Source organism: Paenibacillus sp. FSL H8-0282 (genome assembly GCF_037963825.1).
In the GTDB taxonomy this organism is placed as follows: domain Bacteria; phylum Bacillota; class Bacilli; order Paenibacillales; family Paenibacillaceae; genus Paenibacillus_AQ; species Paenibacillus_AQ odorifer.
Genome location: NZ_CP150146.1, coordinates 630,307 through 656,704, shown reverse-complemented (window position 1 = coordinate 656,704; position 26,398 = coordinate 630,307). Strand labels below are relative to the sequence as shown.

Here is a 26,398-nt window from a genome sequence, read left to right as displayed (position 1 = left end):
CTATTTCATACAATAACACCCACACGGCTGTTTTAAGTGTATTTTATGCAACTAAAAACAGGCTAACTGAGCATTCTAGCTAAAATGTAAAGATATAGATGTATCAAGTGCAACTAAATCGATTTGCAGCTGTCCCCCATACTTTTAATTGTATAAAGTACACTTATTTGCTCGTCCCTCACCGTCCTTTGAACACCACACGCAAAAAAACTGCTTCAAAACCTCATCCCACCACCGAAGCCGATGTTATGATCGTTTGAAACAGTTTCTCTCCCTCAACTGTGTATACTCCAATGCAAGGAATCCACTTCTTCTTCTCTTCCCTTAAGACTAGCAGCCAGCTCCTGCAAATACGGAACCAATAATGGGCGCAAATCCTCCCGCATCAAACCTACCTCCAGCGTGGCTTTAATGTAACCAAATTTATCACCAATATCATAACGTTTGCCGATTAAATCCAGCGCCAGCAATCCTTCTTGCCGGCATACCTCGTGCAAAGCATCCGTCAGTTGATATTCACCGCCCGCTCCACGTTCGAGGTTAGCCAGTACTGAGAATATCGAAGGCTCCAAAATGTATCGCCCCATAATGGCGTATTCTGAAGGTGCTGTTTCAGGCGAGGGCTTCTCTACCAATCCTTTTACTTCATGAACTCCATTTAGTGAGCCGCTGGAAGCTATAATCCCATATTTGTTAACCTCCTGCCGTGGCACCTGCTGCACACCGACGATAGTCTGCTCCTCTTGCTCATACAATCTCATCATCTGCAGCAGCGCCGGGTCCTCCGAAACCATAATATCGTCACCAAGCAAAACAGCAAAAGGTTCATCACCGATAAATTGTTCCGCACAAAGGATGGCATGGCCTAGTCCCAGCGGCTCTTTTTGCCTAATGTAATGGATGCTCGCTAGCTCACTGATTAGCTGGACTTCACGAAGTAGATCCTCTTTCCCTTTTTCCAAAAGCGTCTGCTCCAGCTCCACCGATTTATCAAAATGATCTTCAATCGACTTCTTATTGCGGCCGGTCACGATGATAATACTTTCAATACCAGAGCGGACGGCTTCTTCTACGATATATTGAATCGCTGGTTTATCCACAATGGGCAGCATTTCTTTTGGCTGAGCCTTAGTGGCAGGCAGGAAACGAGTGCCTAAGCCCGCGGCGGGAATGACAGCTTTTCTAATCTTCATCATGAATCCCTCCCTTGCAGTTTATTTACGGAGATGGGTCACAGGGTGCTCACGAATGTTCTTTTGCTGCCCCTTACCTTCATAGAACTCTTGGACAATATAAAGCGGACGTCCCTTAGTTTCGTCATAAATCCGGCCGACATATTCACCTAGTATTCCTAGCATAATGAGTACAAATCCGTTGAAGGTCAGCGTAATTCCAATCATCGAAGCCCAGCCCTTAACAACTGAGTCTGTAAAAATCACCAGGTACAAAACATACATAAGGTACAGAAAACCAGAAGCCGACAGCAGTGCGCCCAAATATCCTGCCAGCTTCAGCGGCTTATAGGAAAAGGAGGTGATTCCGTCCAAAGAGAGCTTGATCATACGTTTTAGTGGATATTTAGTTTCCCCCGCCAGACGTTCATCCCGTTCATATTCAATCGCCTTCTGACGGAAACCAACCCAGCTGACCAGTCCGCGCACGAAACGGTTTTTCTCCGGTAGACGTTTGAGCTCTTCGCAGACCCTACGATCTATAAGCCGAAAATCACCCGTATCCACAGGGATAGAAATATCGGTTGAATAACGCAGAATTCTATAAAAGAGGCTGGCCGTCCACTTTTTGAATAGGGATTCACCGTTTCGCTTCACCCGCTTAGCATATACAACTTCATACCCCTTCTTCCATTCCGCAATCATGTCCAAGATCAGCTCAGGCGGGTCTTGCAAATCAGCATCAATAATGACAACTGCATCCCCAAGGGCATAGTCCATTCCGGCAGTAATAGCGATCTGATGTCCAAAGTTACGTGACAAATCGATCAGCTTCACACTCTCATCCCAGTAGCTATATTCCTCGATCATCTGGGCACAGTTGTCGGTGCTGCCGTCATTCACGAAGATCAGCTCATACACTTCCTCCGTCATTGCCATCACTTTTTTAATACGGCGATACGTTTCCTGAATGACTGCCTCTTCATTAAACATCGGTATAATAATGGAATAGCGCACGTTGATACTCATGAGCAGCTCCTCCTTTAATTTAAATGCTGAAGCGTGCCTGCAAATGTATTAGCACGCTTCGTACTCTAAAACACTGAACTAGTTAACTGTAACTTTGTATAACGTTCCGCTGTTGCCAGCGTCATTTCCTGCCCAATCCGCTGCTGGAACCTCTGTGCCATTGTCGGTAATCCAGGTAGAGAGCGTAGAATTCCCTCCACGTCCACCACCCATACCGCCGCTGCTCAGCAGGAAGTATTTCACCTTTCCACTCTTTACTAACGCCTTTAGGGTATCTGTGGTATATACTGTGTCCGAATTGGAAAAACCGTTCAGAATAACAACCGATGCCCCCTTATCGACGATATAAGGAGCTGCTGTGCCATAATCCAATACGGCAAACAGATAAGGCTCCCCGGTATTATTTTCCTCCAGATAGGACAACAGACTCTCATTCGCACTTGTGGCGCTATTACGTCCAAAGTTGCTAGAATTGCCGCCCATTCCTCCTCTGCCCTCACTGCTGCCTGGTCCTGCTTCAGGGGTTTGACTGTTCAGGCCATAAGTAATTGGGGTAGCTGCCCAGTAGAGCGGGCCAATTAACAATACTAGTACAGCAACAATACTTGCCGAGAAAACAAATGGCTTCTGCTTGCCTTTAAGAACGACCAGCACCAAAGAAACAACTATACCGGCAGCCAGAATGCCAATCGACCAGCCCCTGCCAATCGTATCGTCATAAGGATGAATAATGTACCATTGAAAAACTGCTGTAACCAGCGTCGCAACTGGCAATAGCCATGACAGCCAACCAGAGTGCTCACGATACAGACTCCAGAGCTTTGACCAGCCTGCACCGACCAGCGCGGCTATCGGCGGAGCCATCATCACCAGATAATATTGATGGAAGAATCCCGCAATACTGAAGAATCCCATCACCGGCACCAGCCATGCTAACCAGAATAGAGCTTCTTTATGCCCTTGCGTAAAGTTCCTTCTCCGCAGATTAGCGAATAATCCAATACAACCAAACAATACAAAAGGCAGCATCCAGCTTGCCTGACCTGACAGCTCTGATTGGAACAGGCGCAGTGGACCTGCGGTTCCAGTATTGAACATTCCACCTCCGCCGCCATTCATGCCGCCGCGTTGTCCTTGACCCCCACCTTCACCACCAAATTGCCGGTTTTGATTATCTGTTCCACCGCCGGGTGGTTGCCCTGGAGAACCTCCATCATCGGCGCCATTTTGACTGTCTGAGGTTGAATTCATACCTTGCCGACCCGAAAATGATCCACGTCCGCTATCCGTACCATTTTCAGCATCTGCCCCGTTCATAGCGGGTCTTTCACCGTTCATAGCTGGCATCTCGCCATTCATGTTCGGCATCTCACCACCATTCATTGAAGGCATTCCACCTCCGCCACCACCTGTCCCCCGATCACCCGTCAATCGGGCGACACCATTATAACCAAAGGCAAGATTGAGCACGGAGTTAGTACCGCTGCTGCCGATATAAGGTCGTTTACTAGCGGGAATCGAATCCACTATCACTGCCCAGGATAACGAGACCACGAGTAATATAGCTGTCGAGGCCGCTAATACTCCGGTTTTTCGCTTCCAGTTCACTTTCGCAGCCAAGACATAAAAGAGATAAAAAGCCGGCAATACCATATAAGCCTGCAACATCTTCTCATTAAACCCAACACCGATTAAAGCGAATGCGGCAAGGAGACTGCCCAGCTTATTACTCTTCGTTCCTTTAAATAAAAACCAAACCGCCAACAGTAACGTGAATACTAACAAAGCATCAATGTTATTCGTCCGGCTAACAGCCGCCGCTACTGGAGTTGTTGCCATGGCCAGCGCTGCTAAACGAGCTGCTGCTTTACCAAAGGTAGGTTTTACCAGAAGGTATACGAGCAACACGGAGCCCACGCCCCCAAGCGCCTGAGGTAAAATTACACTCCAGCCATGCAGCCCGAAAATGAGTGCGCTAAGAGTCTGAATCCAAAAGGTGACCGGTGGTTTATCCACCGTGACTGAACCTGCAGAGTCGAGTGAAGCGAAGAAGAAATTATGAAAGTTTTGCAGCATACTTCCCACGGCAGTGGTGTAGTATGTATTCACATAGTGGTCATTCCAAACTCCATAACCGTACAAAAAAGCAGCGAGTATTAAAATGAGCCACAGTATAAGATCCGAGCTTATTTTTCTAGCAAAACTCATCTCCATTTCACTCCTATCCCTTGATCATTCTATATGCCGGCAGTTCTGTAACTCCGGCCCAAGCTTTCCGTAGGTGTATTATTTCATCCATACCTTAACTCTCAATGAGTGCAAGCTGAATGTTTGCTGAATAAATGAGGCTGCCGGAACGCAAAAAAGACCCCACAATGTGGAGCCTTTCGGTACCCTGTTCAATCCAAACTATGTTATTCCATCTTGCCTATGGCAACAAGCTTATTCACCGTGTTCCAGTTGCGTGCGGTAATGGGCATCCCGAGTATTTTGTCAAAAGGGACTTTAAAAAGCGATGATTGGCTCACACTGACCTCATATAATATATACATCTCTCTGCCGACAAAACGCACTTTATCCGGTCCATTCTCATAAGTGCACAGTTTATCCAATGCTTCCCCTGAAGGCTCGGCTGGTAAAAAAGTAACATACCATCTTTTGAATTCCTCTGGCTCGGACAGCTGAAAGGGATCGTTAGCGATCACATTCTCCATTTCTGCTAAAGTACGGATAATAACAGAGACCTCGAATCCAAAAACCTCATGAATCTGACGTTCAATGACTCCTCTAAGCAGGCTTACCGAACCTTCATCACTCTCAAAAACGACATTTCCACTCTGAATATACGTTCGTACATTTGCAAATCCAAGAGACTGAAACATCGCCTTCAGGTCCAACATTTTAATAATTTTGTTCCCGCCGACGTTAATTCCACGCAGCAGCGCTATATAGGTAGTCATAGAATACGCCTCCGTTTTTGTGCCATGATCAGCTTACCTCTGCGGCTAAGGTGTGTAGACGTTTACGAACTTCATTTACCAGCAGCTCCTTCTCTGGAGGCGAAAGCCCCTCCACCAGACGTGCGGCAGCGATCGGCAAAATCCAGCGGTCTACGTCCTCATAAGTGTGTCCTGATAATCTGAGATACTCTTGAATGTATCCCTTAGTTAATCTTTTTCTTATAAAACCTAACATTAATTTGGAGAAGGCCGAAGCTCCCGGAGGCATAGCTCCCAAACTGAACATCACTACGGAACGCGCAGCATCTCCAGCAGGTTCTCCCACTACACCCGTCATCCAGTCGATCACCCAGAGCTGTTCATCCATAAGCACATTGTCGGGATGAAAATCCCCATGACATAAACGAGTGCCTTCCGGCAGCTTCTCCAGATACTTCAAAATGACGGATTTTTCCTCTTCGCTCAGCATAGGGGCAACCATGATCTGACTTTTCAGCATATCCTTTTGCTGGCCGATTTCCTCTGTAGTTTCAAGCTTATGTAAATCACAATGAAGCCCCGCCATCAGCCTGGCATATTGGGTAACTTTCCAAGGCTTCTCACCCATCACCTTTAGTAAAGAGGGACCCTGAATTTGTTGAAAAACGATACCTTGTCGATTCTGTTCAGAAATAAGCTCAAAAGGCTGGGGGGTCCGAACACCCCGCGCATGTACAAACTGGCTGATTTTATATTCCCGGCTGACGTGTTGCTCTGCTATATCCTCCCGGTACAATTTAAGAATCCTCTGATCGTCATGCTGCCAGATCTCCGCTGTTCTGCCTTCCCCAACAAGCTTGGCCTTCATTCGGTATCCTCCATTTAGTCCAGATTAATGCGGGTAAAATGCTCAACTACCGGAAATGGGTCGTAGTAATGGTGAAGGAGTGCTTTCCATTCCTGATATTGGCTGGATTCTCTAAACCCAACAGTGTGGTCTTCAAGCGTTCTCCACTTCACCAGCAACAGATACTTATGTTCATCCTCCAAGCAATGTTGTAATTCATGGCCCAAATAACCCTCTATCGAGGAGATTAAGCTTGATGCCTCCTTGAAGCTTTGCTCAAATTCAGTAGTCAAACCAGGCTTCACTTGCAGCATCGCAGCTTCCAAAATCACACTCATCATCTCCTAAAGTTATTAATTTAAAGCATCCCGGAAAAATTCATGATAGAAATTAATGATGACCAGCAGTATTGCTAGTGACTCGTTGACACTGCCTACCTCCAGCGAATGATTGGCATCATCGATTCTATACACCTTCAAATGATTCAGCCCACTAATTTCACCCGAATGCTCTTCACCAAATAAGGGGTCACTGCCTCCATAAATTACAGTCCCCCGACTCCGCTGAATCAGCGGCACCGCCTCAGGCAACGGGGTGATATATAGATGAGACGTCTTCTTCTGTATTTCTAGCTCTTCAGCTATTCTACCTGCAATAACAGCTCCCATGCTTTTACTTATAAAAAGAAACCTCTTATAATCCGGCAGAGAAGCAATCACGGCTTTACATTCCTCAATGATAATACTCATTTCTTCACGCTTGAAATCCACCCTAGCACTCTGGTAACCATATTCTAAAAGCAGAACATCACAATTATGCTCCCGGGCAGCTTTAGCCGCATAATCCAGCAGAGAGCGATCAGCTGAATAATTTTTACCCGGAAAAATAACAGCCAGCGCTTTGGAACCTTGGGTGATATACTTATGTTTAACCTCTCTACCCCAATAAGAGGACATAATGATATTGCTAACGTTCATACATGTTTCCCCTCTTCTGCTCCTTAAACGGATTTAAAATATTTAAAGAAATCTATCGTTTCTTGCAAATCTGCCTCATCTTTATAGATACTCATTACTCGCCCAATTTCAAGCGCAAAATCTACATATCCATTCGGCTTAGCGGTAATGATTGTTCCATCGACAACGACGTTAGATACGCCGGATTCATTGTCCACATAAACCTTACCATCCAGTACTCCGGCTGCCTTAAGAATGGATACCCCACCGCAAATGCCCGCGATGACTTTGCCTGCTCGATTCAGGCTTCTGATTAAATCTAATAGAGCCTCCTGCCCTATTAAATTATCTGTTTCCCCACCAGGGATAATCAATAAATCTATGGTGCTAACGTCCACATTTTCAACCAATACGGATGGATTCACAGAAAAACCCTCGCAGGAGATTAACGCCTTATCTTCCAAACCTAAGGTATAAACCTCACCCTTTGTTTTCATAAAATAAGCTGCCAATGTAACCTCAAACTGCACAAAGCTATCATATATAAGAATATATGTATTCAATGATGGATCAGCTCCCCTGTTCTCAAAAAAAGTAACCTCTATTCTATGTATCTATCATTATAGCATCATCGCCCTCTCCTGAAACTTACGGACTCAGAGGACGCTAATCAATAACAACTATGCGCTCCGCTAAGATTCCGAATGTGGGATTTCACCTAATTACTCATAACAAAAAGGACACAAGCATCCCAACAGCCACCTTTTATGGCTCACGAGACACCTGTATCCTCCTATTTAGAGCTATTGCTGCGACTGCGGCGCTATCTGTTTATTTTTACCTCGGCTCACAACAATTTCAGCGCAAATCCATAATATCAACGGAATAATCACCTGGAAAGGAAAGGCGTATATTTTATAAATATGGTAAGAGAAATAGTACATTTCCATAATATCCTTGTACACAAAATCCGCAAAATAGATCATGAGTAGTCCCATCTGAAGCACAACGGAGCGGTAACTCTTGAGCTTGAATACTTTAGCTACTCCAATGCAAGATACGTAAAGGCATAAACTTCCTTTTATAAATGTTGTGATTACAAAAGCCACTGCCGATGACGCTTCAATTCGGGTCAAAAAATCTCCTACATTAATACGCCCTGCAGACACATAAGCCGGAAAATATAAACTAGACAAGACCTCAGGACCCAGCATCAATAGGTTCCGTAGTGTAGCCATAATAATAATTGCCCCAGCAATCGCTACGCCACCAAATAATACCTTCTTCGCTGAGCTCTTCTTCGATAAATTACCGAATACCCCCAGAAAGACTACAACCTCTGCAAATGGAAAAGAAAATGTGCCCAGCGTATCGTTAAATAATGGCTTCCAGCCTTTATCCAACAGCGGAAGTAAGTGATGATATTCCATTTTGGAAAAAGCTAAGGTGACAATGACTAGATTAACAAATATTGCGAACAGTAATAGAAGCTTAGAACTTCTCCCCAGCACTTCAATCCCAGCCTTAACTATCCATATACACAACAGTCCAAGACATGCCATAGGTGCTATCATTGGTGTTTCGGTTAAAGTAACGGATCTACTGAATTCTCCAAAAACCCTAAGAATTAGTGTCCCTAGATGAAAGGTATACCAAATATAGAGACAAGAAATGATTCGACCCAAGACGCCTCCAAACACGGTAATCAACATATCAAATAGATCCTTGCCTGGTAATAGGATGTGTAGTCTGGCATATATCAGCAGCAGTGGGACCACCAGTACCATGGCTAATAATACGGCGATCCAGTTACTGTTACCGGATTCTCCCGGCACACCCATAAATATTGAAGTCCCCATAATAAACAAGACAGCAATACTAATAGCATGCCCTGTTGATACGATCTCTTTGTTCATACTCTATTCTCCCTTAGGCTTGTCCCCTAAAATAGCATCTTAATCCAGTGTTCTAGGTATGGTGAAGGACTAGGGAGTGACCATCTCATTGCCAATGCAAAAGCAATACAGAATGATACCAGACATAGTGCGGAAGAAACATAAAAATCCCGCTTCATCCCCTGTTTCCATAGACCATAAGGATCACTCAAAACAATTACCGCATAGATAAATATGACCACAACAACCAATTTTATCACCTATTTTTGATGAATCTTGATAGACCTTGACGTTTGTGCACTGCTCTCGATAATCACCTTGGAATTCACTACTATCTCTACGTTGGAAAATTCCTTCCCCCAGTTTTTCTCGATTTTCTCCCAGGTCCGTGGCATTTTCTCATGAAGAAGCTCTCCAAATCCAAAAATATCTGCTTGGTAATCCTTCTGAACCTTATGAATAACGGAGAGAATCTGCTCCTCCAGTTCTTTTTCAGCCCACCTTTCTATAGTCTTCTTGCTGTCCAGATTATTGAATTCCCCCGAAGATTTGACCTCGTCCAGTCCTGCGTGTGTCAGTGTATTAAGCTTTATTTGGAGCTTACCGTTTATCCATACAGGTTTTATTTTTGTACGATTGGATAAAATTTCGAGGGAAAAGGCAGGTTCTCCACTTTCATCCTTTACGATTAACACACCTCCCTGGATTTGATTGTTGGCAAACAACATGTATTTCGTTTCTTCGCCACTGATCATACCGATCATTTTATCCATCCTGAAAATAGCTGTTCCGCTAACTCGTGCATTCTTCGTCTTATTTTGTTCATGAACATAAATTAATGGAGCGATGGCATATTCACCAGAAGCCTCGAGCTTATCTATGAAGTCCCAAATTTCCACAACCGGCGCTGTACTTACATTTTTCTCAGTCCTCATCTGCTGTGCAAGTGCATAGGACATAATACTCTCAGTCGAACTGCTGAGACTTATGATTTCTTGAGCCGACTTCTCTTTAGCGACAAAAATATACACATCCGATCGGGTTTCCGTATCCCTGTTGTACCAATCTATTACTTTGGTGACTCCCTCCCTTGCAATCTCCTCACTAAGGATAATCGCCTTAGAATGGCTCCAAAATAACTTTTTTCCAGTGATCGAGATCATTCCCCTCACAATATCAAACATGGTCTCGCCCGCGAGCGTGATCATTTTGAAGCCAGCCTGACTTGATTTCATTCCTTCCTTCGTATCTACAATCTCTGTTGTCACCAATAACTGACCGTCTTTTTTCCCCTTATCAATCGCGACCCCGGCAACAATCGACATATCGTCAATTTCAAAGTAGTTCCAGCAGCCTGTATTGCAGATCAGAAGCATCATGGATGTAACAATCAGAAGTATCCTTTTCAGCTTGCTCATGGTCTTCTCCTTATTTTATTGGAACCTTTTCTCCTCATATTTCGTGCCCCAATTAACGCCGGACGCAGATACATATGCCACCACGGCGCCCTGATCGCTGTATCTTTAATGTCCTGAGGACGGATTGAGCCTACTCCAAGCATGTATGGAACCCCAAAACTACGCAGACTCATCAAATGAACTACTAAACCAAGCATTCCAAGAAAATAACCGTATATCCCTAGAAAAAAACTCGCACCCAGCAGCAATGTTCTTACGATAATTAAAGGACCGGTCAACCTAGGGTTAAGTAGCGTCATGATTCCTGTTAAACCGACTACAATAATCATTGGAGCACTAACTATTCTAGCCTCCACTGCTGCTTGTCCTAACACGAGAGCGCCTACGATACTGATAGCCTGTCCTATATAGGTAGGTATCCGCTCACCCGCCTCTCTTAATATTTCAAATATAGTTAACATGAATAACGCTTCTACTATTGTAGGAAAAGGGACTGCTACTCTTGCTGTAGAAATACTGAGCAACAACATGGTTGGGATCATTTCCTGGCTATAGGTAACTAAAGCTACGTAAAGAGCAGGTATACTGATCGACAAAAAAGCTCCAAAAACTCTCAACATTCGATTGAAGGAACCAAAATAAAAGTTAATGTAATAATCCGAGCTGGCTTGAAAATTCTCTACAAATACATAGGGGACAGTCATTGCAAACGGGCTGCCTTCAATGAGCACGGCAACTCTGCCCTCCATCATGTTACTGACTACAGCATCCGGGCGCTCTGTACTTCCTGTCATTTCAAAGGGCGAATAGGGCTCGTCTCTAATTAATTCCGCCAGAGATGCCGTATCTAGAATAAGATCTATGTCAATCTGTTCCATTCGATTCTGTAATTCTTTGAGAATAGCCGGTGATGCTAACCCCTCCATGTAACAGATACATATCGGTGTTTTGGACCGTGTTCCCAGTGAACTAAAAACAAATTTTAACTCGGAATCTTGTACCCTGCGCCGAATAAGAGTGAGATTTACTAACAGTGATTCCGTAAATCCCTCCCTTGGACCTTTCACACTTTTTTCGGTAACCGGTTCCGCAAGAGCTTTCGTCTCCCAACCCTGTGCACCAATGTTCAGAACACCGGCATAACCGTCCATCAACAGTAAGGTCTTGCCAGCTATAATCGCATAGATCATTTCATCAAAATTCTCAGAGGCAACCACATCGCTAATACTAATGACCTGCGTCCGGATGTTCTCCATCAGCTCGGCTTTATTGCCACAATCCTTTTCGGTAAAATCAAATGCCATGACGGGCTTGATAATCCCCTCTTGGATCATATGTTTGTCAACCATTCCGTCAACATAGACTAATCCAAAGCGAAGACTATCACTAAACATGTTGCTAAACACTCTGATTCTAAGCGTTCCATCGTTCTTGAATATGTCTCTAAACACAGTCATCATTTCATCCAGTGACGTACTCAGAGTCTGCTCAGATTTTGTGTTTTTTTGAGACGTATTGCTGTTCCCACCTGCTGGCCGTTCCTCCACAGTAGTCACTCCTGTCAGAATTAGGTTTCCTAGAAATTATCCCCCGTCTCTCCAAATCCTATCCGCCAAAATTATACTGAAAAGGGATCAACAAGAAAGAAAATGAGACTGCTCCATAAGCTGGGTTCCGCAGGTAAGTCACTAAATCAGCCCTTGGGGTCATGCCAATAGCGAGCGACTCACTGCATACATCCTCAGACACTTTCGGCTCAGGCACTCAACACCGCATACATCCTCAGACGCTTACGGACTCAGGAGGCGTTATTGGCTCAATTACCGCCTTTTGGGCACATTTTCGGACTCCAGTGCAGCTATTTCATTCAAAGTGGCTCTGTTCGGGCGATTTTTATGCCAATAGCGACTATGGAGTCCGATAGCACGCCAAAAGTCGATAAATGCAACGTTTAGGGACTACTGGGTCCGTTGCCGCCGAGTCACACTCATCCTTTGGGCTTACGCACCTAGCACGATAACACGAATACACTCTCAAGTACTTACAGATCTAGGTACGATAACACCGAGTGCATCCTCAGACGCTTACGGACTCAGATACGATAACACCGAGTGCATCCTCAGACGCTTACGGACTCAGGAGGCGTTATTGGCTCAATTACCGCCTTTTGGGCACATTTTCGGACTCCAGTGCAGCTATCTCATCAAAAGTGGCTCTAATCGGGCGATTTTCATGCCAATAGCGACTATGGGGTCCGATAGCACACCAAAAGTCGATAAATGCAACGTTTAGGGGCTACTGGGTCCGTTACCGCCGAATCACACTCATCCTTTGGGCTTACTGACCTAGCGCAATAACACCGAACACATCCCCTGAGGCTTACGGACTCAGATACGATAACACCGAGTACATCCTCAGACGCTTACGGACTCAGGAGGCGTTATTGGCTCAATTACCGCCTTTTGGGCACATTTTCGGACTCCAGTGCAGCTATCTCATCAAAAGTGGCTCTAATCGGGCGATTTTCATGCCAATAGCGACTATGGGGTCCGATAGCACACCAAAAGTCGATAAATGCAACGTTTAGGGGCTCCTGGGTCCGTTAGCGATCTCTTGCGTGCAAATTACATACCATGAAGCAAAGTTTGTTTTAAGAGCGTGGTGGATACGAGCATGAGATTAGGCGTTTGGGGTTGGCAGCAAAAAAACACAGGTGCCCAGCAGTCATGATCATGACTACGGGACACCTGCGTCTTTTTTATATCTTGTATTGCTGCACGATTTTTTATATCTTGTATTGCTGCATGATTATTGAAGCTGCTCAAACAGGCGGAAGATCACGGTCGCTGCTTGCGCTCTTGTAGCCTTGCCGTTTGGTCCAAATTGGTTGGATGTCATACCGTTAATAATTCCACTAATACGCATCGCTTCTACAGCTTTGGCTGCATCCGCAGACAACTGGTTCACATCAGAGAATGCTTCACCAGAAGCCTTTGTTCCGTCGGTCAATGGGATATTAATCGTCTGAGCCAAACGATAAATCATGACCGCCATTTCCTGACGAGTAATCTCCTCGCTTGCACCAAAGTTGCCATCCGCTTTGCCTTTAACAATACCGAGCTTTTGAGCGCTCGCAATCGGACTGGCATACCATGCCCCATCCTTAACGTCTGTAAATGTGCTTACAGCCGTCTCATCTAGTAAATCAAAAGCGTTCATCAATATTTTGATGAATTCTGCACGGGTCACATTTCCACTTGGATTAAAGTGTTCAGCATCCATCCCTTGGATTGCGCCTCGTGCTGCGAGTGCTTCAATACTGTTTACCGCCCAATTAGCTGTAGCGGTATCTTTGAATGAAACATTCGAGTGAACCACTACATAACTGCCAAGCTGTTGCAAATTTAACTCAAGCATCTGTGTCCCTGTATTAAATCTTCCGTTCTTAACGATCTCTAGTTGCTGATTACTGTTCAAGTAATAAACCACTACTTTATGTGCTTTCTCACCAGACTTCAGCGTATAAGGAAGTGCCAGCTTGATCCCCGATGTCTTCAGTACATCGCCTGGAATAATCACACCATCTACGCTAAGACTGATGTCTTTAATTGTACCTGCATTCAACTGACTGCTTACCGAAAGTGGCAATCCGGATATATCTCCAGTGCCCACAATAAGCTTAAGTTTGCCGTTCTTAGCATCTTTGTAAGTCTTCAGGAAATTTTCCGGCAGCATTATGCTTGCTGTTCCTGTATCAATCTTGAGGGATTTAACATTCCCCGCTGCTGCCAGTGACTGCAGTGGCAGCTCAACTACAATTTGTTTCGCGTTTCCGGTAGGATTCACGACAATGGACAGAATACCATCCTTTGCATCCTTTGCTGCCTTTTCAACATCTGCGGCAGCCAGTTCAGCCAATGCATTTCCATCTGCTCCGATGACCGTCTGGACAACGATTTTACCATTGCTTACAGCAGGGGCAGCTGTCGCAGACGCGCTAGGCGACGGTTTTGCCGTGGCTACCGGCACATAAGTACCCGGTGCATCTGTTGGTTTCGGCGTTGCCGTTGGCGTTGGTGTCGTTGTCGGTGCAGGTGTTGATGTTGGCGTAGGTGTTGGCGTAGCTTCTGAAAGCAACTTCAGGCCCGCAACCGCCGCAGTAAGCTGACTTAATGCCTCATCAATGTCTGCCTGAGTAGCAGTTCCACTCTCCAGCAACATCACTGCACGTGCTACCTCTTTCTCAAGAGTATTCCAGCTCTCCTCTACATAAAGGCTCTTATCCAGAGCCTCTATTGCTCTAAGCTTCTCCTCCAAGGCTGCCGTTATGAGAGGTGGATTTACAGAAACTAATGTTAAGGTATACGTTCTGGTCGTTGTTTTATCCAGTGCCGTCACAATGACCTTGTAACCCGTTTGAATTTCTCCCGCAATAGTAATGCTATCGGGTTCATACACAGCGAAGGTAACCCCTACCGGCACAGTAAGTCCTTCCTTCAGCTCATCAAGTGTAGTCGTATCCGGTAAAATAATTTCTTTGGCTACCTGATCAATAGATCCGCCCGGAATTGTGATTCCGCTGATCGTTGCATCATGAGCTTCGACAGGCTGTAAGGCTTCAAAGGCATTTTTCAAATTGGAATATGCCACATTAATATCACCATCGGTAGCACCGTCATTTGCATAAGTGGCTTTAGCAGCCTCTAGTGCAATGCGTAGTGCCTCCCATTGCTCAGGCGTTCCGGTATAATTCTCTTCATTTATCGAAGGATCTTCCGCTGTATCAATGGCTGCTTTAAGTTTAGATTTATCGTACCTCACACTGATGCGGCAGTTGGCAGCAATATCGGTGCCCGCCACTTTACCAAATATAGTGAAGTCTGTAGCAATGGTGAGTTTGTTAAGGGGAATTTCCTCCCATACCACACTTGCCAAGCCTGTCGTTTTATCGGCGTAAGTTACCGTAACCTTAGCTGGAAGATTAGGCACGACGTTAACTGTCGTACTCACCGCAATCTGTTCAATGCTTACAATCGCACCATGGTCGCCGGGAGCAGGAACTTCTCCTTCTGGCTTAGACGAAATTGCCCGCCATTCCTTAACGCCTGTCCAAATACTAGTGGACTGCTTATTAAGAATCAAACGGAGTTTATCCGTCTTCACCTCGTCAAAGATTACCTCGTTAAATGCATTTCTTGCTTTGCCTTTCTCGCTCAAGCCCGTTACCGGTACGTATTTTCCGGCATCCTTATCCCAATATTCGAAGCTGTAATCTCCCGGTACCTGTACACCGCCTTCATCATCATAGAAGTACACGGAGCTGCCTGACAAAGTTACGGGCTCTTTCCAGGTCAGTTGTAGCCAGTGGCTTTCACCGGGGCCGCCCCAGTTCCCATACTGAGTTTCTGCTTCGCTATTGTAAATACTTGCTGAAGTATAAGGGATATAACCATCATTAATGCCATACACAGACTCCCATGCCGAAGTGTAAGAGGCACTAGGGGTAGCCAAAAGGGCAGCATTTCTGTATCTAAGGTTATCCACCGCCATCCGCATTTGATCCGTTGCCACTTTGATCTCTTCCAGTGTATATTCTCCCTGAGCCAGTAATGCCTTGGCAGCAGTCAGTGCAGCTTGCAGCTCTTGCCATGTTGCCGCAGTAAAATCATCCTTGTTCCGGACAAGTCTGCCGGAATCCCGATCCGCAAACTTCGCGATCATCTCTGTCAGTTCTGCAGTAGCTACAAATACGGTGACTGGAACCTTCACGACAGTTTCAAGTTCCCCATCGCTGACAGTCAGGCGGTATTCATATTCACCAGTCGCCTTAAAGGTTGCTTGCAGCATGGCCTTATCAAGCCCTGTCTCCTCTACTTCTCCTTCACCTGAAATCTTCTCCCAGGTATAAGTCAGCTTGCCACTTGGCAATCCATCATCAACGATTTGCGGCATAATCGTCAGAGGCGCATTTTGCTCAACCTTCAATGGTGTTTCTAGATAAACCTTTGGTGCCTGATTGGCAGCCGCCTTAACCTCCAGATTATTGTTGTAGATCTGAATCTCCTTTATGGCGGTCGCAAGTTCCAGCGAATGCGTCACATGAATGCGAATCGCTGCAGTGTTAACCTTTTGGAACTCTACATTGTTATAGTTGGAAGCAATATACTCCGGATAGCGGAATTGCCCCTCCACTGGTTTCCAGCTTCCATCAGCATCCTGATATTCGACACCGAATGTCTGTGGTGTACCATAACCGTTCAGAAGCCGGTCATTATAGAAATAGACTTTTACATTGTCCACAGCCTGGACTCCATCAAATTTGAACGTAACCGTATCGACGGAATTCGGCGAACCTCCGAATAAAGCTGTGTTTGACGTATGATTAATCGATGCGATTGTCGAATTGTCCGCCAGGTTGCGGATGTTCGAACCGCTCTTGATATAAGTCGATTCAACAGTAGTGCCTGAAGCAACAGCCAGATTCGTACCGTCATTAACAATATCTACGCCTGCTTTATTAAACATATCGACAGTCTTCTCATTGCTGGCTAGGGATGTTTGATCTGCCGCAGCAAGTGTCGTAGCACTGCCTTTTTCATATAACACCTGTGTCTTCGAGTTATCGCCAACAGCCCCAGTTACATCACCTGAAGGTTTTTCCACCTTACCAGTAGCTGTATCATAAATCAGATGGGACATTTCGTTAGTTGTCATTACGAGTTCATCATTAATGAAGAGCGAATAACCTGCTGGAATACCTTGATAATGAGGATTGTCGCTGTATTTAGCAGGATCCTGCCATACGATAGATAAGTTAGCATCATGATAACGCACGTTATCTACAGCAAAATAGTCATAATCAACATTAATCGGCCATAGCTCGATCTTGTCATCTGTCCGTGGCTGAATACCCGCCATATCTTCAACCACAGTGTAATTCATCATGCCAAGCGTATCGTGGTGAATCCATGCCCGTACCATATCTCCACTAGGGTTAGGAGGATTGTCTTTTGTCCATGGCGTGCCGAAGAAGTAATCCTCCAGCCAGAAAAATTCATTAGAGTCCAGGTGGTCCGTATTGCCCGGCTCCACTGTATGCAACCAAGCGCCCCAATCAAACAGTGTTTTGTAAACGTCACTGTTGATGTTATCTATAGGATAATAGCGCAGAGAGGCACGAACGGTATTAATATAGTTGCCGAAGTTACACCATGCGAACTGGTCTGTACCGAAGGCATCCGTCTTGCCATTCTTGAAATCTTCCACCCGCTTCATAATGCTGTTCTGATCCGCTGTAAAGAAGGGAAAGATCGGATAATAATTCGGATCTGCGTAATCAGACAACTGGGATAAATATTTCGCCTCATATCCTTCTTCACCTTCAGTTGGTACTACACCAAAGTTAAAGACAAACATGTTATTATCCCGCCAAGGGTTGAATACATCGGTACCACCCACAACTTTTTTGTGCAAAAAGCTGCCTGTACCATTCGTATCTGCCACACCGTCACCATCAAAGTCAGCCTTGTCGTACCACATCTCATTCAGAATTGAATTCTTAATATTCTGCGCCACAGTGTTCATTTTAGCTGCACCCGCAGTATCCCCAAGCTGCTCGTACATCTTCGCTGTTGCCACTGCATTGGCGTAGGTAGTAGAAGAACCATCCAGCCGGGCATAGTTACCACTGCCATTCCAGTGCATGGATACGGTATCTCCGTCATTACCTGTAATCGGACCATGGTTATAATAAACAAGATTTGGATTAGTGCCTTTAAAATGTTCAAGTGTGCCGGTAACATCAGTGGCGGAAAAATCAGCGAACTTCTTCAGTATTTCCTGACCACCACCGTAAATCTTGTAAGCATCCCAGCCTACTTGCGACGTGTTCTGCATCATATCCCAAGTCCAGATGTTAGGACGTCCGGGATTATTTTTATAGTTCTTATTCTCGGAATATTCCCCTTGAGCCAGCCAGGTTCCATACAAGTAGGAAGGATCACGCAGCCATTTCAGATCCTGCATCGCCCAAGGTACACTGACCGTAATCCCGTTGTTGTAGCCGAGAACGCCCTCCATGTTCATCGGGAACTGCCAGTCATTGCCCGGAATGTTGGTATCCAGCAAATTAAAGCGGTTACACCACCAACGATAATAAAGTACCTTCTTCACATTCTCATCGGGAACATCGATATATGGAATGTTCTCTGCCCACCACTCGTTGTACTCCCGCACCTGTGCGGAGAAGGCTGTATCATTGCTGTCAGCAGCCTTAAAGCTCTCATAATGCAGCTTTGAGCCTGGTATTTCATCCGCGAGCCAACCCATGACTACCTTTTGGTCAACGGAGCCACCGGCGGGCACTGTAATCTCTTTAACCAGTTCATTTCCGGAAGGACTCATGCCGTTTCCGCTCAGGTGAACATCCACGTAGGACATTGCTTCAACTACCTTTTGCCCGGCTTTGCCTATCATTAGCGGAGCAGCCACTCTGTAACCCACCAGCTCATCACCCTCAGCTGCTGAGACGAAAGGTGATTTAACCTTCATCGTCAACGTTATATCGCTGGCTGTAGGATTCTTCAATTGAAGCAGCGTTACAGCACTGTTATAGCTGGAAATAAATTTCCGCTGGTTAATCTCCAGGCCTCCGCTTGTGTAGGTCTGATTCTCATGACTCGGGTAGTTCTTCCGCACATTTTTCTGTTCCGCCAAGTCTCCTGTAGAAAGGGTGATGTTATACATCGTGTCCTTGTTCAAAGTATCCGCGTAATGCACTGTTCCCACAAAACCCAGCTTGGTATTATCCTGAGTCTTCATGTACAAAGCGCTTCCCCGGCTGAATAGAGTATTGGCGCTAACTTCGTCGTTGACATCATCCGGAATGACACCTTCGTTAACTAGCAAGGCGTCAAGCCAAGGCAAATCGGAATTATCTTTTGCAAAAGCCTCAAAATCAAAAGCTTCAATTGCCTGCATCATTTCTCCGACGGTGACATCGCTGAAATTAACGCCTTCCTTAACAATAGAATTATCCTTCCACTTCGCCTGCCCGTAATCGGTGCCTACACCTTCATGATAGAAATCAGTCGTGTAGTTAGCCGATACGGGAACAATCCCTGCATTTAATACCACAGCCGCGCATAATGCCGCTACAGAAGCTCTTCTGGGCCATTTATGACTTGACATTTGGATGAATTCCTCCTTTTTATCCCTTGATTCCTGTTAATGTAATGCCCTCAACAAAATATTTGTTGCCGATCAAGAAAAATACTAGACAAGGAGCTGTAACGACGAGCGCCAGTGCCATGACCTGTTCATAGTTCGGAATGCGCATCCCGTTCACAATATACAAGCCCATAGGCAGCGTATAATCTGCTTCAGTCTTTAAATAAATCATGGTGTAGAAAAATTCATTCCAACAGTTGATAAAGCTGAACAACGCCACAACAATCATTGCGGGACGTATAAGCGGCAGCATGATGCGGGAGTAGATACGGAAATAACCCGCACCGTCAATCTTGGCAGCTTCACTGAGTTCTAGTGGAATCGTCATGAAAAATTGCCGGAGCAAAAAGACAAAATACGCGTTGCCGCCTGCACAGAAAAAGGCCGGAATAATAAGAGCAGGTTTGCCAGCTAGTCCCAAAGAAGTGTACAGAGAATATTGTGGCAGCAGGGTTACGGCACTAGGCAGCATCATCGTACTGATGACCAGCACGAACCACATCCCGCGCAGCGGAAAGTTCAGCTTAGCAAAGGCATACCCAGCAAAGCTTGTCGTCAGCACCGTCCCGATCACATAAGGAACTACAATCGAAACTGAATTCCAGAGCTGCCGCAGGAACTGAATACGTTCCAATCCAAGCCGAAAATTATCGACATTTAGTGACTCGGGGAAAAACACAGGCGGCCGCGCCAGTATTTCTGTATGGCTCACGAAGGCACCTCGCAGCAGCCAATAAAGCGGAAAAGCAAACACCACTGCGAGTATACAGGAGAGCAGAATCAGCCCGGTATTGATGGCTTTAGCTCTTTTCTTTTTTTTCTGGATACTTGTATAATTCATAATTGCGGTAGCCGCCATTATCTCGCCTTCTTTCTTTTGCCCATCGAATCGTCCCTTTTAAATGCGCCCTGGAAGTAGAACAGCACACCAGTAATGGCCATAGTGATTAGGAAGACGACCCATGCCTCAGCAGACGCCAAACCGCGCATCCCTACCTGAACAAATGAATGGTCATAGATCATAACGTTGATAAAATAAGTCATCCGATCGGGTGCACCATTTCTGGACAACACCACACTTTGCGTATAAATCTGGATAGAGGTCATCATGCACATAATCAATTGGAAAAAGAGGACAGGCTTGATCGTCGGATAGGTTACTTTGAGGAACTTGTGCCAAGCATTTCCCCCGTCCATCTCGATAGCTTCCAGCAATTCTCCCGGAACATCCTGCAGCGTAGCGATGAACACAACAATCGTCCCACCACAGGTCCACAAGCTCATGATAAACAATGTCTCAAAAATACGGATGGGATCTGTCAGGAAATCAACAGGGGCTATTCCTATCTGCAATAAAATCCAGTTAAGCAATCCACCCTTGGCTTGGTTCTGTAGAAGCATCTGCCACACAATTGTTGTCGCCAGCATCGGAACTACAGACGGCAGAAAGAATATAGCCCGCATCAAGTTTCTGCCGATAAATTTACGGTTCAATAAGAGTGCAACAATCAGACAAAAGGTGATTACAAGCGCCACGTTAATGAAGGCATAAATCAAGGTTACCGTTATGGATTTTTTGAATTCGGAGCTGGTATTGGTGAATATGTACCGGAAATTATCCAGTCCAATCCACTCCATAACTTGGCTTCCGCTCATAATCGTTATTTTATGAAAGCTGTAAAACAAACTGGCCAACATCGGATAAAGCGTCAATACCAAAAATCCAATAATGGCCGGTGCTGCAAACAAATATCCAGCCACCGCCTCTTTGGTGACACCTCTGGCATGCTTTTTAACATAGACCGCAGCCGTTTCGGTTTTGCTCTCTGGGTTCATAAGCAATAGCCCTCTTTTCAAATATAAGCTCTAATTAGGAAACCTTGCCGCTCTCGAACAACTGCTTGATCGCTGGCATGATCGCGTCATAGACTTCTTTAACACTTTTCTTACCTGCCAACGCCTGATCAATAGATTTCTCATATTCAGTATTCATCTTGAGGTAGGCAGGAACGTAATATGCAGGCCATTGTGCGATAGCGTCTTTCGTTGTGGAATAACTAAGGATAGTTTCTTTTGCGCTTTCAGGAAGATCGGAGGTCCACTTTTCAACCAAGGTAGGATCGGTATACCAATCTGCCTGGTTCGGCAACCACGCACCACTCTTCAGCAGCTCCAGACTGTTCTCAGGGTTGACCATGTAAGCATAGAATTTCTTGGCTTCCTCAATGTGCTTCGATGTATTGTACACAACAAGCGGAGCACCACAGTTCATCGTTACTGCCTTTTCCATCTTAGGCAGAACGCCAACGCCGATATCTTCATTACCTTTGATATTAGCTAGATCCCAAGATCCGCTGATTGCCATGGCATAACCACCACTCAAAGCGTCTACCGCAGAACCAATTCCAGAATTCCAAGTGTAATTGAAAGCGGATGCAACCTTGTCTTTGTTAACGAGGTCAGCTAGCTTCTGGATGGCATCAACCGTTTTGGGAGAATCCCATTGAAACTCCTTTCCATCCGGGGAAACAATCCCGCCACCGTTGGCATAAGCTGCCCAGAAGTGGTGGAACTCCCGTCCCGCTGTCATACCAAGCCCGTAGTTCTCGGTCAGAGCAGCATCAAAGCCTTCATCTGCCGCTGTTTTTCCTTTAGTATCTGTCGTTAGCTTTTTCGCGTTTGTCACGAATGTATCCCAATCCCACGCATTTTCAACTTTGGAGGGTGGATATTCAAGACCTGCTGCATCAAATTTGGACTTGCTATAGTAAAGCAGCTCCAACTGGTTGGATAGGCCGACTCCAATCACTTTTTGCTCAGGTGAATGGATTGTAATCGCTGATAGTTTTTCAGGAATGCTTCCGTCCGCTAATAAATCGCTGATATCTTCGATAATTCCCATTTCATTGTACTTTTGGATATCGCCTTCACCCATATAACTGATATCTGGAAGTTCACCGGATTCGAGCCGGGTCTGAATAAATGTATCAAAGGAGCCATCTGCTGGAAGTACTTGTGCATTGATTTTCACTCCGGTGTCGGCTGTATATTTTTCTGCTGCCGCTTCTACCAGCTTTTTCTGTACATCATCACCCCAATACAATAATTCCAAGGTTACATCTTTATCAGGCGTAGTTTCCTTGTTGGCTGCTCCAGACCCTTCAGATGCCTTTGGAGCCGCGTTGTTGGAATTGCCCGAACAGCCTGCCAGTGCGGAAAAAACCATCATTGATGCTAAAGATAGAACTAGAGTACGTTTTCCAAACTTCATGTTTGTTGCCTCCCTTTTTTTCATATCTATTTATTTCAAGCCAAGCATTTAAAGCTTTAGCCTAAAATCATCATGGTTTGTCATTCTTAGCGATTACAGACAAGGGCTGAATATTCCTCCGCCTGCCAGTCTTACGCGAGGCTCTAGTATCCCCTCAGTTGTGCGATATTCGAGCTTATCCTCAAGCAGCACATATCTTGACGGATATGCAGCGTAACTTGTTACGATCCAGCCCTCCGAGTCTTCTTCAATATAACCGTTAATACAGCGCATCTTTCCGCGTGGATCCCTGTACAAATATGTGGTTGTCCCGAAGCCCATTAGATAGGCCACTAGCTCCTCCCCCATATCCCAATCATCTCCTGTCACACCCGAGAACAGCGAAGCAAACAAGGAATCACTTGCCCCCACAAATACGGATTGCCCAAAACGGTTTCGCGACAATTCTGGCATGTTCAGGTTAGGAGCTGCCACACTATATGTAGAGGCTGCCTCTCCAGGCAACAAACGGCGTGGAGTAGAGCGTACATTCCAATCGTAACAATTGAATACTGCCATCGTAGAACGGTAAGCGGCTTCCAAATATTCAGGGTCTTCAAGGAATTCATAGGCAACCCGGGATGCACCTGCTACCAATCCACCCCAAAGGGAATGAATCATATACGACAAAGCTTCCCACCAGCGATCCGGATTCTGCACTCTGTAATCATTGCTGAATCCGATATTTGCCAGAATTAGTTGCCCATAACGCTGAGCCTCCTCTTTATTTCCAAGGTGACACAATGTTTCACAGGTAGGACCAAATCCTGCATTATCGTAAAAATGCTCCGTTATAGCTCCCTCATACTGCTGTATCCCTGTCTCCAGATTTCTGCCAAATTGCTCCCATAAGGTAAGTAGACGTTTATACTCTTCTGAAAGACCGCTCTGCTTCAGTGCCTCTAATAAATCAAGAATATAGAGCACAAATATACCATTTAGACGGCTCTCATCCTGTTCACGCTGCCCACTATGCCGATCAGGGTCTAGGCGAAGGCACATGATTTCGGCAGTCCATTGTAGATATTCTCTAGGAGAATGAATTTTAAGTAATGAACCATCCATTCGTGACAATAGATAAAAGACATGCCCAATATAATCCAGATCATAAATGCGGTAGAATTCTCCATACAAGGGACGCGGATGATTGAAATCTCCGCCTTCAAACCAATGCTCCTTCACATCCAATACTGCGGCAATCTCGGCCTTAGCTACTTGTTCGGGGACAGCCTTGGCCATGCTATTCTTCATCAGAAGAAAAGCAACCTTACCCAGCGATTCTCCCTGATTCGATAGCGGACGGAAGGCATATGGCCTCTCAGCCTCACCTGTCCCTCCAAAGTTGTTATTTACCAACCACTCGGCTCTCTTTTCCAGAATCAGGTCAATCGACTCCAGTACATTCCAGACCAGGATATCGGTCCGTCCATCTTCTAGCCCCAGCTCCAGCTTATGTTCTCCCGGCTCCAAACGCTGTAAAGATATAGTGTAGCTGCTGCCTGACTCCAACCGTACAGCTTCGTTCGTAATATTCTCCTGGCGGATCAGCTCCGTTGCCGTTGAAGTGCTATACAAACGCAGCTCACGTAGAGCCTGGCCCTGCGGCAGATCAACAACAGCTTCGAACCTTCCTCCCCGGGTTAATACAGGCGTATAGCTCCAGCGCGGATGTCCATAGGCCATACCCTGCCTATAGAAATCATCTCGATTCTGACAGGGATGGAATATGTATTCCCAGCTGGAGGTTTCTCCAGCGTCAAGATCCAGCGGACTGTAAGCGCCACCATATATCCAGTCGGCAGCTGCAGATTCGGTCATAGATGATCCGTCCTCCACCAACGATAGCCGATGATACAGCAGACCATCCAAAGAAGGGGAAACCTGCTCAAGAAAACGATTCTTATAACTACAATAAGTACCTACGGTTACTGTTCTGCCCTGAACACCATAAACACCCAGATGTGGTGCTTCGTTGCTCCGTCGAATGGCAGCAATTTTAGCGAAATCTCCACCAAGATGGGGGAATACTGCACAGGACTGACTCATATTGCGCTGCACATTTTCATCTCGGTACATGACATAAGCGAGCGAAAACCACACATGAAGTCCATTAATTCTTACAGACTGTGTTGATCGGTTCATAGCTTCAATAGTCCATCTTAGTCGCTCATCTTCCAAAGAATATGTAAGTCTGATTGCAATCGGCGCACCTTCAAAATCCACAAATACACGGTTTTTTCCTTCTGGTGTGATTTTGGGCAACAGATCAGTGCTTTTTATGATATTCCCGTCTAGCTCTATTGTCCATTCTCCGAATAGCTTATCTGTATCCGCATAACCTGCCTCTTTCAAATAAGACGGATCAACTACCCAATTCATTTCACTAGGGTCGCCCTGTAATATCAGAGACTGAAGTGCTCCGCGGTCGCTTAGCTCCATCCTGAAATTTTCGTTGCCTAGAATCGTCATTGCCTAGCACCTCTTCAATATTTTAAGTTAAACGTTTAGATTTATGAGGAAAAAGGAGCTGTGAAACTTATTTTTGTCTCACAGCATTTTTTAACGTAGCCACAGAATCACGTTCGATCAACCGGCACTCCGGCATGGTCAGTGAATCCATCTTCGTCCCCTTGATTAAATTGAACAAAACCTCAATAGCTTGATAGCCCATCTCATGTAGCGGAAGTCCCATTGTTGTTATACGCGGGCGTAAGTAATCACTGAATTCACGATTATCAAAACCGACAACCGACAGATCATCCGGTATTTTAAACCCTTTTTCCTCTGCCGCCTGCAAAATACCTACAACCATTACATCATTCATGGAAAGAATCGCGGTTGGAGGCTCCGGCAAAGCGAGCAACTCGGAGGTAAGACGATACCCTGATTCCCTCTCCCAGTCTCCCATCTTAATTAACAGTGGATCGAACGGTAATTGATATTCAGTAACGGCCTTGTAATAACCGTTCAGTCTTAATCTGGAAGGGATTGAATCCATCAAACCACTGATTACAGCAATTCTGCTATGTCCTTGGTTAACCAAGTAGGACATGGCTTGGTAAGCAGCTTGCTCATCATTATACTGGATAGAGATATCGTCCTGTGTGTAAGAGTAGGTATACACAATAGGCTTACCTTCCGTATCGATTAAACCCGTTAAATCACGGGGATGAACACCGATATAAATAATCCCATCCACTTGATTACTGAGCAGTTCGGCAACCGCATTAGCGGCATACTTTCGATAGTCTTCCGTATTCGAGAAGTTACGGCCGATACGCTTGTCCAAACGAAGATTCACCAGTAAAATATGCAAATCATTACGATCTCCAAAATCATTAATTCCATCGATAATATCGGGGGTGTTAAATACCGTCACATCTTCTGCAATAACACCTATTGTATTCGTACGGTTGAGTTTGAGACTCTTCGCAATAGCATTCGGCTTATAATTCAACTCCTCAATGGCTGCAACAACTCGTTCCCTTGTATCGGAACGTACATTGCGGGTACCATTAAGCACATAGGAGACTGTAGCAATCGAAACATTAGCCTTTGCGGCTATGTCTTTAATGCTGGTTTTCCTCATTACACCTTCTCCTAT

17 protein-coding genes are annotated in these 26,398 nt (G+C 45.4%); all 17 read right to left on the bottom strand.

The window, feature by feature from the left end; translation table 11 throughout:
* Positions 1-275 precede the first annotated feature (275 nt).
* The 17 genes from galU to NST94_RS02805 all read right to left on the bottom strand — a co-directional run bounded on the left by galU (position 276) and on the right by NST94_RS02805 (position 26,383).
* On the bottom strand, positions 276-1,196 hold the full coding sequence (galU, locus tag NST94_RS02885; RefSeq protein ID WP_179089473.1) for a UTP--glucose-1-phosphate uridylyltransferase GalU: 921 nt from the start codon (positions 1,194-1,196) through the stop codon (positions 276-278).
* 18 nt (positions 1,197-1,214) lie between these two features.
* The gene (locus tag NST94_RS02880; RefSeq protein WP_076138397.1) at positions 1,215-2,201 is read right to left on the bottom strand and encodes a glycosyltransferase family 2 protein; all 987 of its coding nucleotides are present in this window, start codon (positions 2,199-2,201) and stop codon (positions 1,215-1,217) included.
* A 78-nt stretch (positions 2,202-2,279) separates the two neighbouring features.
* The gene (locus NST94_RS02875) at positions 2,280-4,409 is read right to left on the bottom strand and encodes a glycosyltransferase family 39 protein (RefSeq protein ID WP_248549069.1); all 2,130 of its coding nucleotides are present in this window, start codon (positions 4,407-4,409) and stop codon (positions 2,280-2,282) included.
* A 206-nt stretch (positions 4,410-4,615) separates the two neighbouring features.
* Positions 4,616-5,161, bottom strand: coding sequence for a DUF1697 domain-containing protein (locus tag NST94_RS02870; RefSeq protein ID WP_076186269.1), 546 nt, complete (start codon positions 5,159-5,161; stop codon positions 4,616-4,618).
* A 28-nt stretch (positions 5,162-5,189) separates the two neighbouring features.
* A complete protein-coding gene (locus NST94_RS02865; RefSeq protein WP_248549070.1) occupies positions 5,190-6,008 on the bottom strand; it encodes an aminoglycoside phosphotransferase family protein in 819 nt (272 codons plus the stop codon).
* A 14-nt stretch (positions 6,009-6,022) separates the two neighbouring features.
* Positions 6,023-6,319, bottom strand: coding sequence for an antibiotic biosynthesis monooxygenase (locus NST94_RS02860; RefSeq protein WP_076303402.1), 297 nt, complete (start codon positions 6,317-6,319; stop codon positions 6,023-6,025).
* Between the two features lie 21 nt (positions 6,320-6,340).
* Positions 6,341-6,964, bottom strand: coding sequence for a hypothetical protein (locus NST94_RS02855; RefSeq protein ID WP_076138393.1), 624 nt, complete (start codon positions 6,962-6,964; stop codon positions 6,341-6,343).
* Between the two features lie 23 nt (positions 6,965-6,987).
* Positions 6,988-7,506: a DJ-1/PfpI family protein gene (locus tag NST94_RS02850; RefSeq protein WP_076303403.1), complete on the bottom strand. Its 519-nt coding sequence runs from the start codon at positions 7,504-7,506 to the stop codon at positions 6,988-6,990.
* Positions 7,507-7,746: 240 nt separating this feature from the next.
* A complete protein-coding gene (locus NST94_RS02845; RefSeq protein ID WP_076303404.1) occupies positions 7,747-8,859 on the bottom strand; it encodes an endospore germination permease in 1,113 nt (370 codons plus the stop codon).
* Positions 8,860-9,098: 239 nt separating this feature from the next.
* On the bottom strand, positions 9,099-10,256 hold the full coding sequence (locus tag NST94_RS02840) for a Ger(x)C family spore germination protein (RefSeq protein ID WP_076278130.1): 1,158 nt from the start codon (positions 10,254-10,256) through the stop codon (positions 9,099-9,101).
* A complete protein-coding gene (locus NST94_RS02835; protein ID WP_139331104.1) occupies positions 10,253-11,803 on the bottom strand; it encodes a spore germination protein in 1,551 nt (516 codons plus the stop codon). Before NST94_RS02835 ends, NST94_RS02840 begins: the two co-directional genes overlap by 4 nt.
* Positions 11,804-13,064: 1,261 nt before the next feature.
* A complete protein-coding gene (locus tag NST94_RS02830; RefSeq protein WP_339281627.1) occupies positions 13,065-19,445 on the bottom strand; it encodes an S-layer homology domain-containing protein in 6,381 nt (2,126 codons plus the stop codon).
* 19 nt (positions 19,446-19,464) lie between these two features.
* Positions 19,465-20,343: a carbohydrate ABC transporter permease gene (locus tag NST94_RS02825; RefSeq protein WP_081386388.1), complete on the bottom strand. Its 879-nt coding sequence runs from the start codon at positions 20,341-20,343 to the stop codon at positions 19,465-19,467.
* On the bottom strand, positions 20,343-21,320 hold the full coding sequence (locus NST94_RS02820) for a sugar ABC transporter permease (protein ID WP_081383334.1): 978 nt from the start codon (positions 21,318-21,320) through the stop codon (positions 20,343-20,345). Before NST94_RS02820 ends, NST94_RS02825 begins: the two co-directional genes overlap by 1 nt.
* 34 nt (positions 21,321-21,354) lie before the next feature.
* A complete protein-coding gene (locus NST94_RS02815; protein ID WP_076304356.1) occupies positions 21,355-22,755 on the bottom strand; it encodes an extracellular solute-binding protein in 1,401 nt (466 codons plus the stop codon).
* A 93-nt stretch (positions 22,756-22,848) separates the two neighbouring features.
* Positions 22,849-25,263, bottom strand: coding sequence for a hypothetical protein (locus tag NST94_RS02810; RefSeq protein WP_248549073.1), 2,415 nt, complete (start codon positions 25,261-25,263; stop codon positions 22,849-22,851).
* A gap of 67 nt (positions 25,264-25,330) precedes the next feature.
* The gene (locus NST94_RS02805; RefSeq protein ID WP_076193723.1) at positions 25,331-26,383 is read right to left on the bottom strand and encodes a LacI family DNA-binding transcriptional regulator; all 1,053 of its coding nucleotides are present in this window, start codon (positions 26,381-26,383) and stop codon (positions 25,331-25,333) included.
* Positions 26,384-26,398 lie beyond the last annotated feature (15 nt).

Coding starts and splice junctions, on each gene's coding strand:
- NST94_RS02830 (WP_339281627.1), bottom strand. CDS start 19,445: ATGTCAAGTCATAAATGGCCCAGAAGAGCTTCTGTAGCGGCATTATGC.
- NST94_RS02815 (WP_076304356.1), bottom strand. CDS start 22,755: ATGAAGTTTGGAAAACGTACTCTAGTTCTATCTTTAGCATCAATGATG.
- NST94_RS02840 (WP_076278130.1), bottom strand. CDS start 10,256: ATGAGCAAGCTGAAAAGGATACTTCTGATTGTTACATCCATGATGCTT.
- NST94_RS02875 (WP_248549069.1), bottom strand. CDS start 4,409: ATGAGTTTTGCTAGAAAAATAAGCTCGGATCTTATACTGTGGCTCATT.
- NST94_RS02845 (WP_076303404.1), bottom strand. CDS start 8,859: ATGAACAAAGAGATCGTATCAACAGGGCATGCTATTAGTATTGCTGTC.
- NST94_RS02820 (WP_081383334.1), bottom strand. CDS start 21,320: ATGAACCCAGAGAGCAAAACCGAAACGGCTGCGGTCTATGTTAAAAAG.
- NST94_RS02825 (WP_081386388.1), bottom strand. CDS start 20,343: ATGGCGGCTACCGCAATTATGAATTATACAAGTATCCAGAAAAAAAAG.
- NST94_RS02880 (WP_076138397.1), bottom strand. CDS start 2,201: ATGAGTATCAACGTGCGCTATTCCATTATTATACCGATGTTTAATGAA.
- galU (WP_179089473.1), bottom strand. CDS start 1,196: ATGATGAAGATTAGAAAAGCTGTCATTCCCGCCGCGGGCTTAGGCACT.
- NST94_RS02870 (WP_076186269.1), bottom strand. CDS start 5,161: ATGACTACCTATATAGCGCTGCTGCGTGGAATTAACGTCGGCGGGAAC.
- NST94_RS02810 (WP_248549073.1), bottom strand. CDS start 25,263: ATGACGATTCTAGGCAACGAAAATTTCAGGATGGAGCTAAGCGACCGC.
- NST94_RS02855 (WP_076138393.1), bottom strand. CDS start 6,964: ATGAACGTTAGCAATATCATTATGTCCTCTTATTGGGGTAGAGAGGTT.
- NST94_RS02805 (WP_076193723.1), bottom strand. CDS start 26,383: ATGAGGAAAACCAGCATTAAAGACATAGCCGCAAAGGCTAATGTTTCG.
- NST94_RS02865 (WP_248549070.1), bottom strand. CDS start 6,008: ATGAAGGCCAAGCTTGTTGGGGAAGGCAGAACAGCGGAGATCTGGCAG.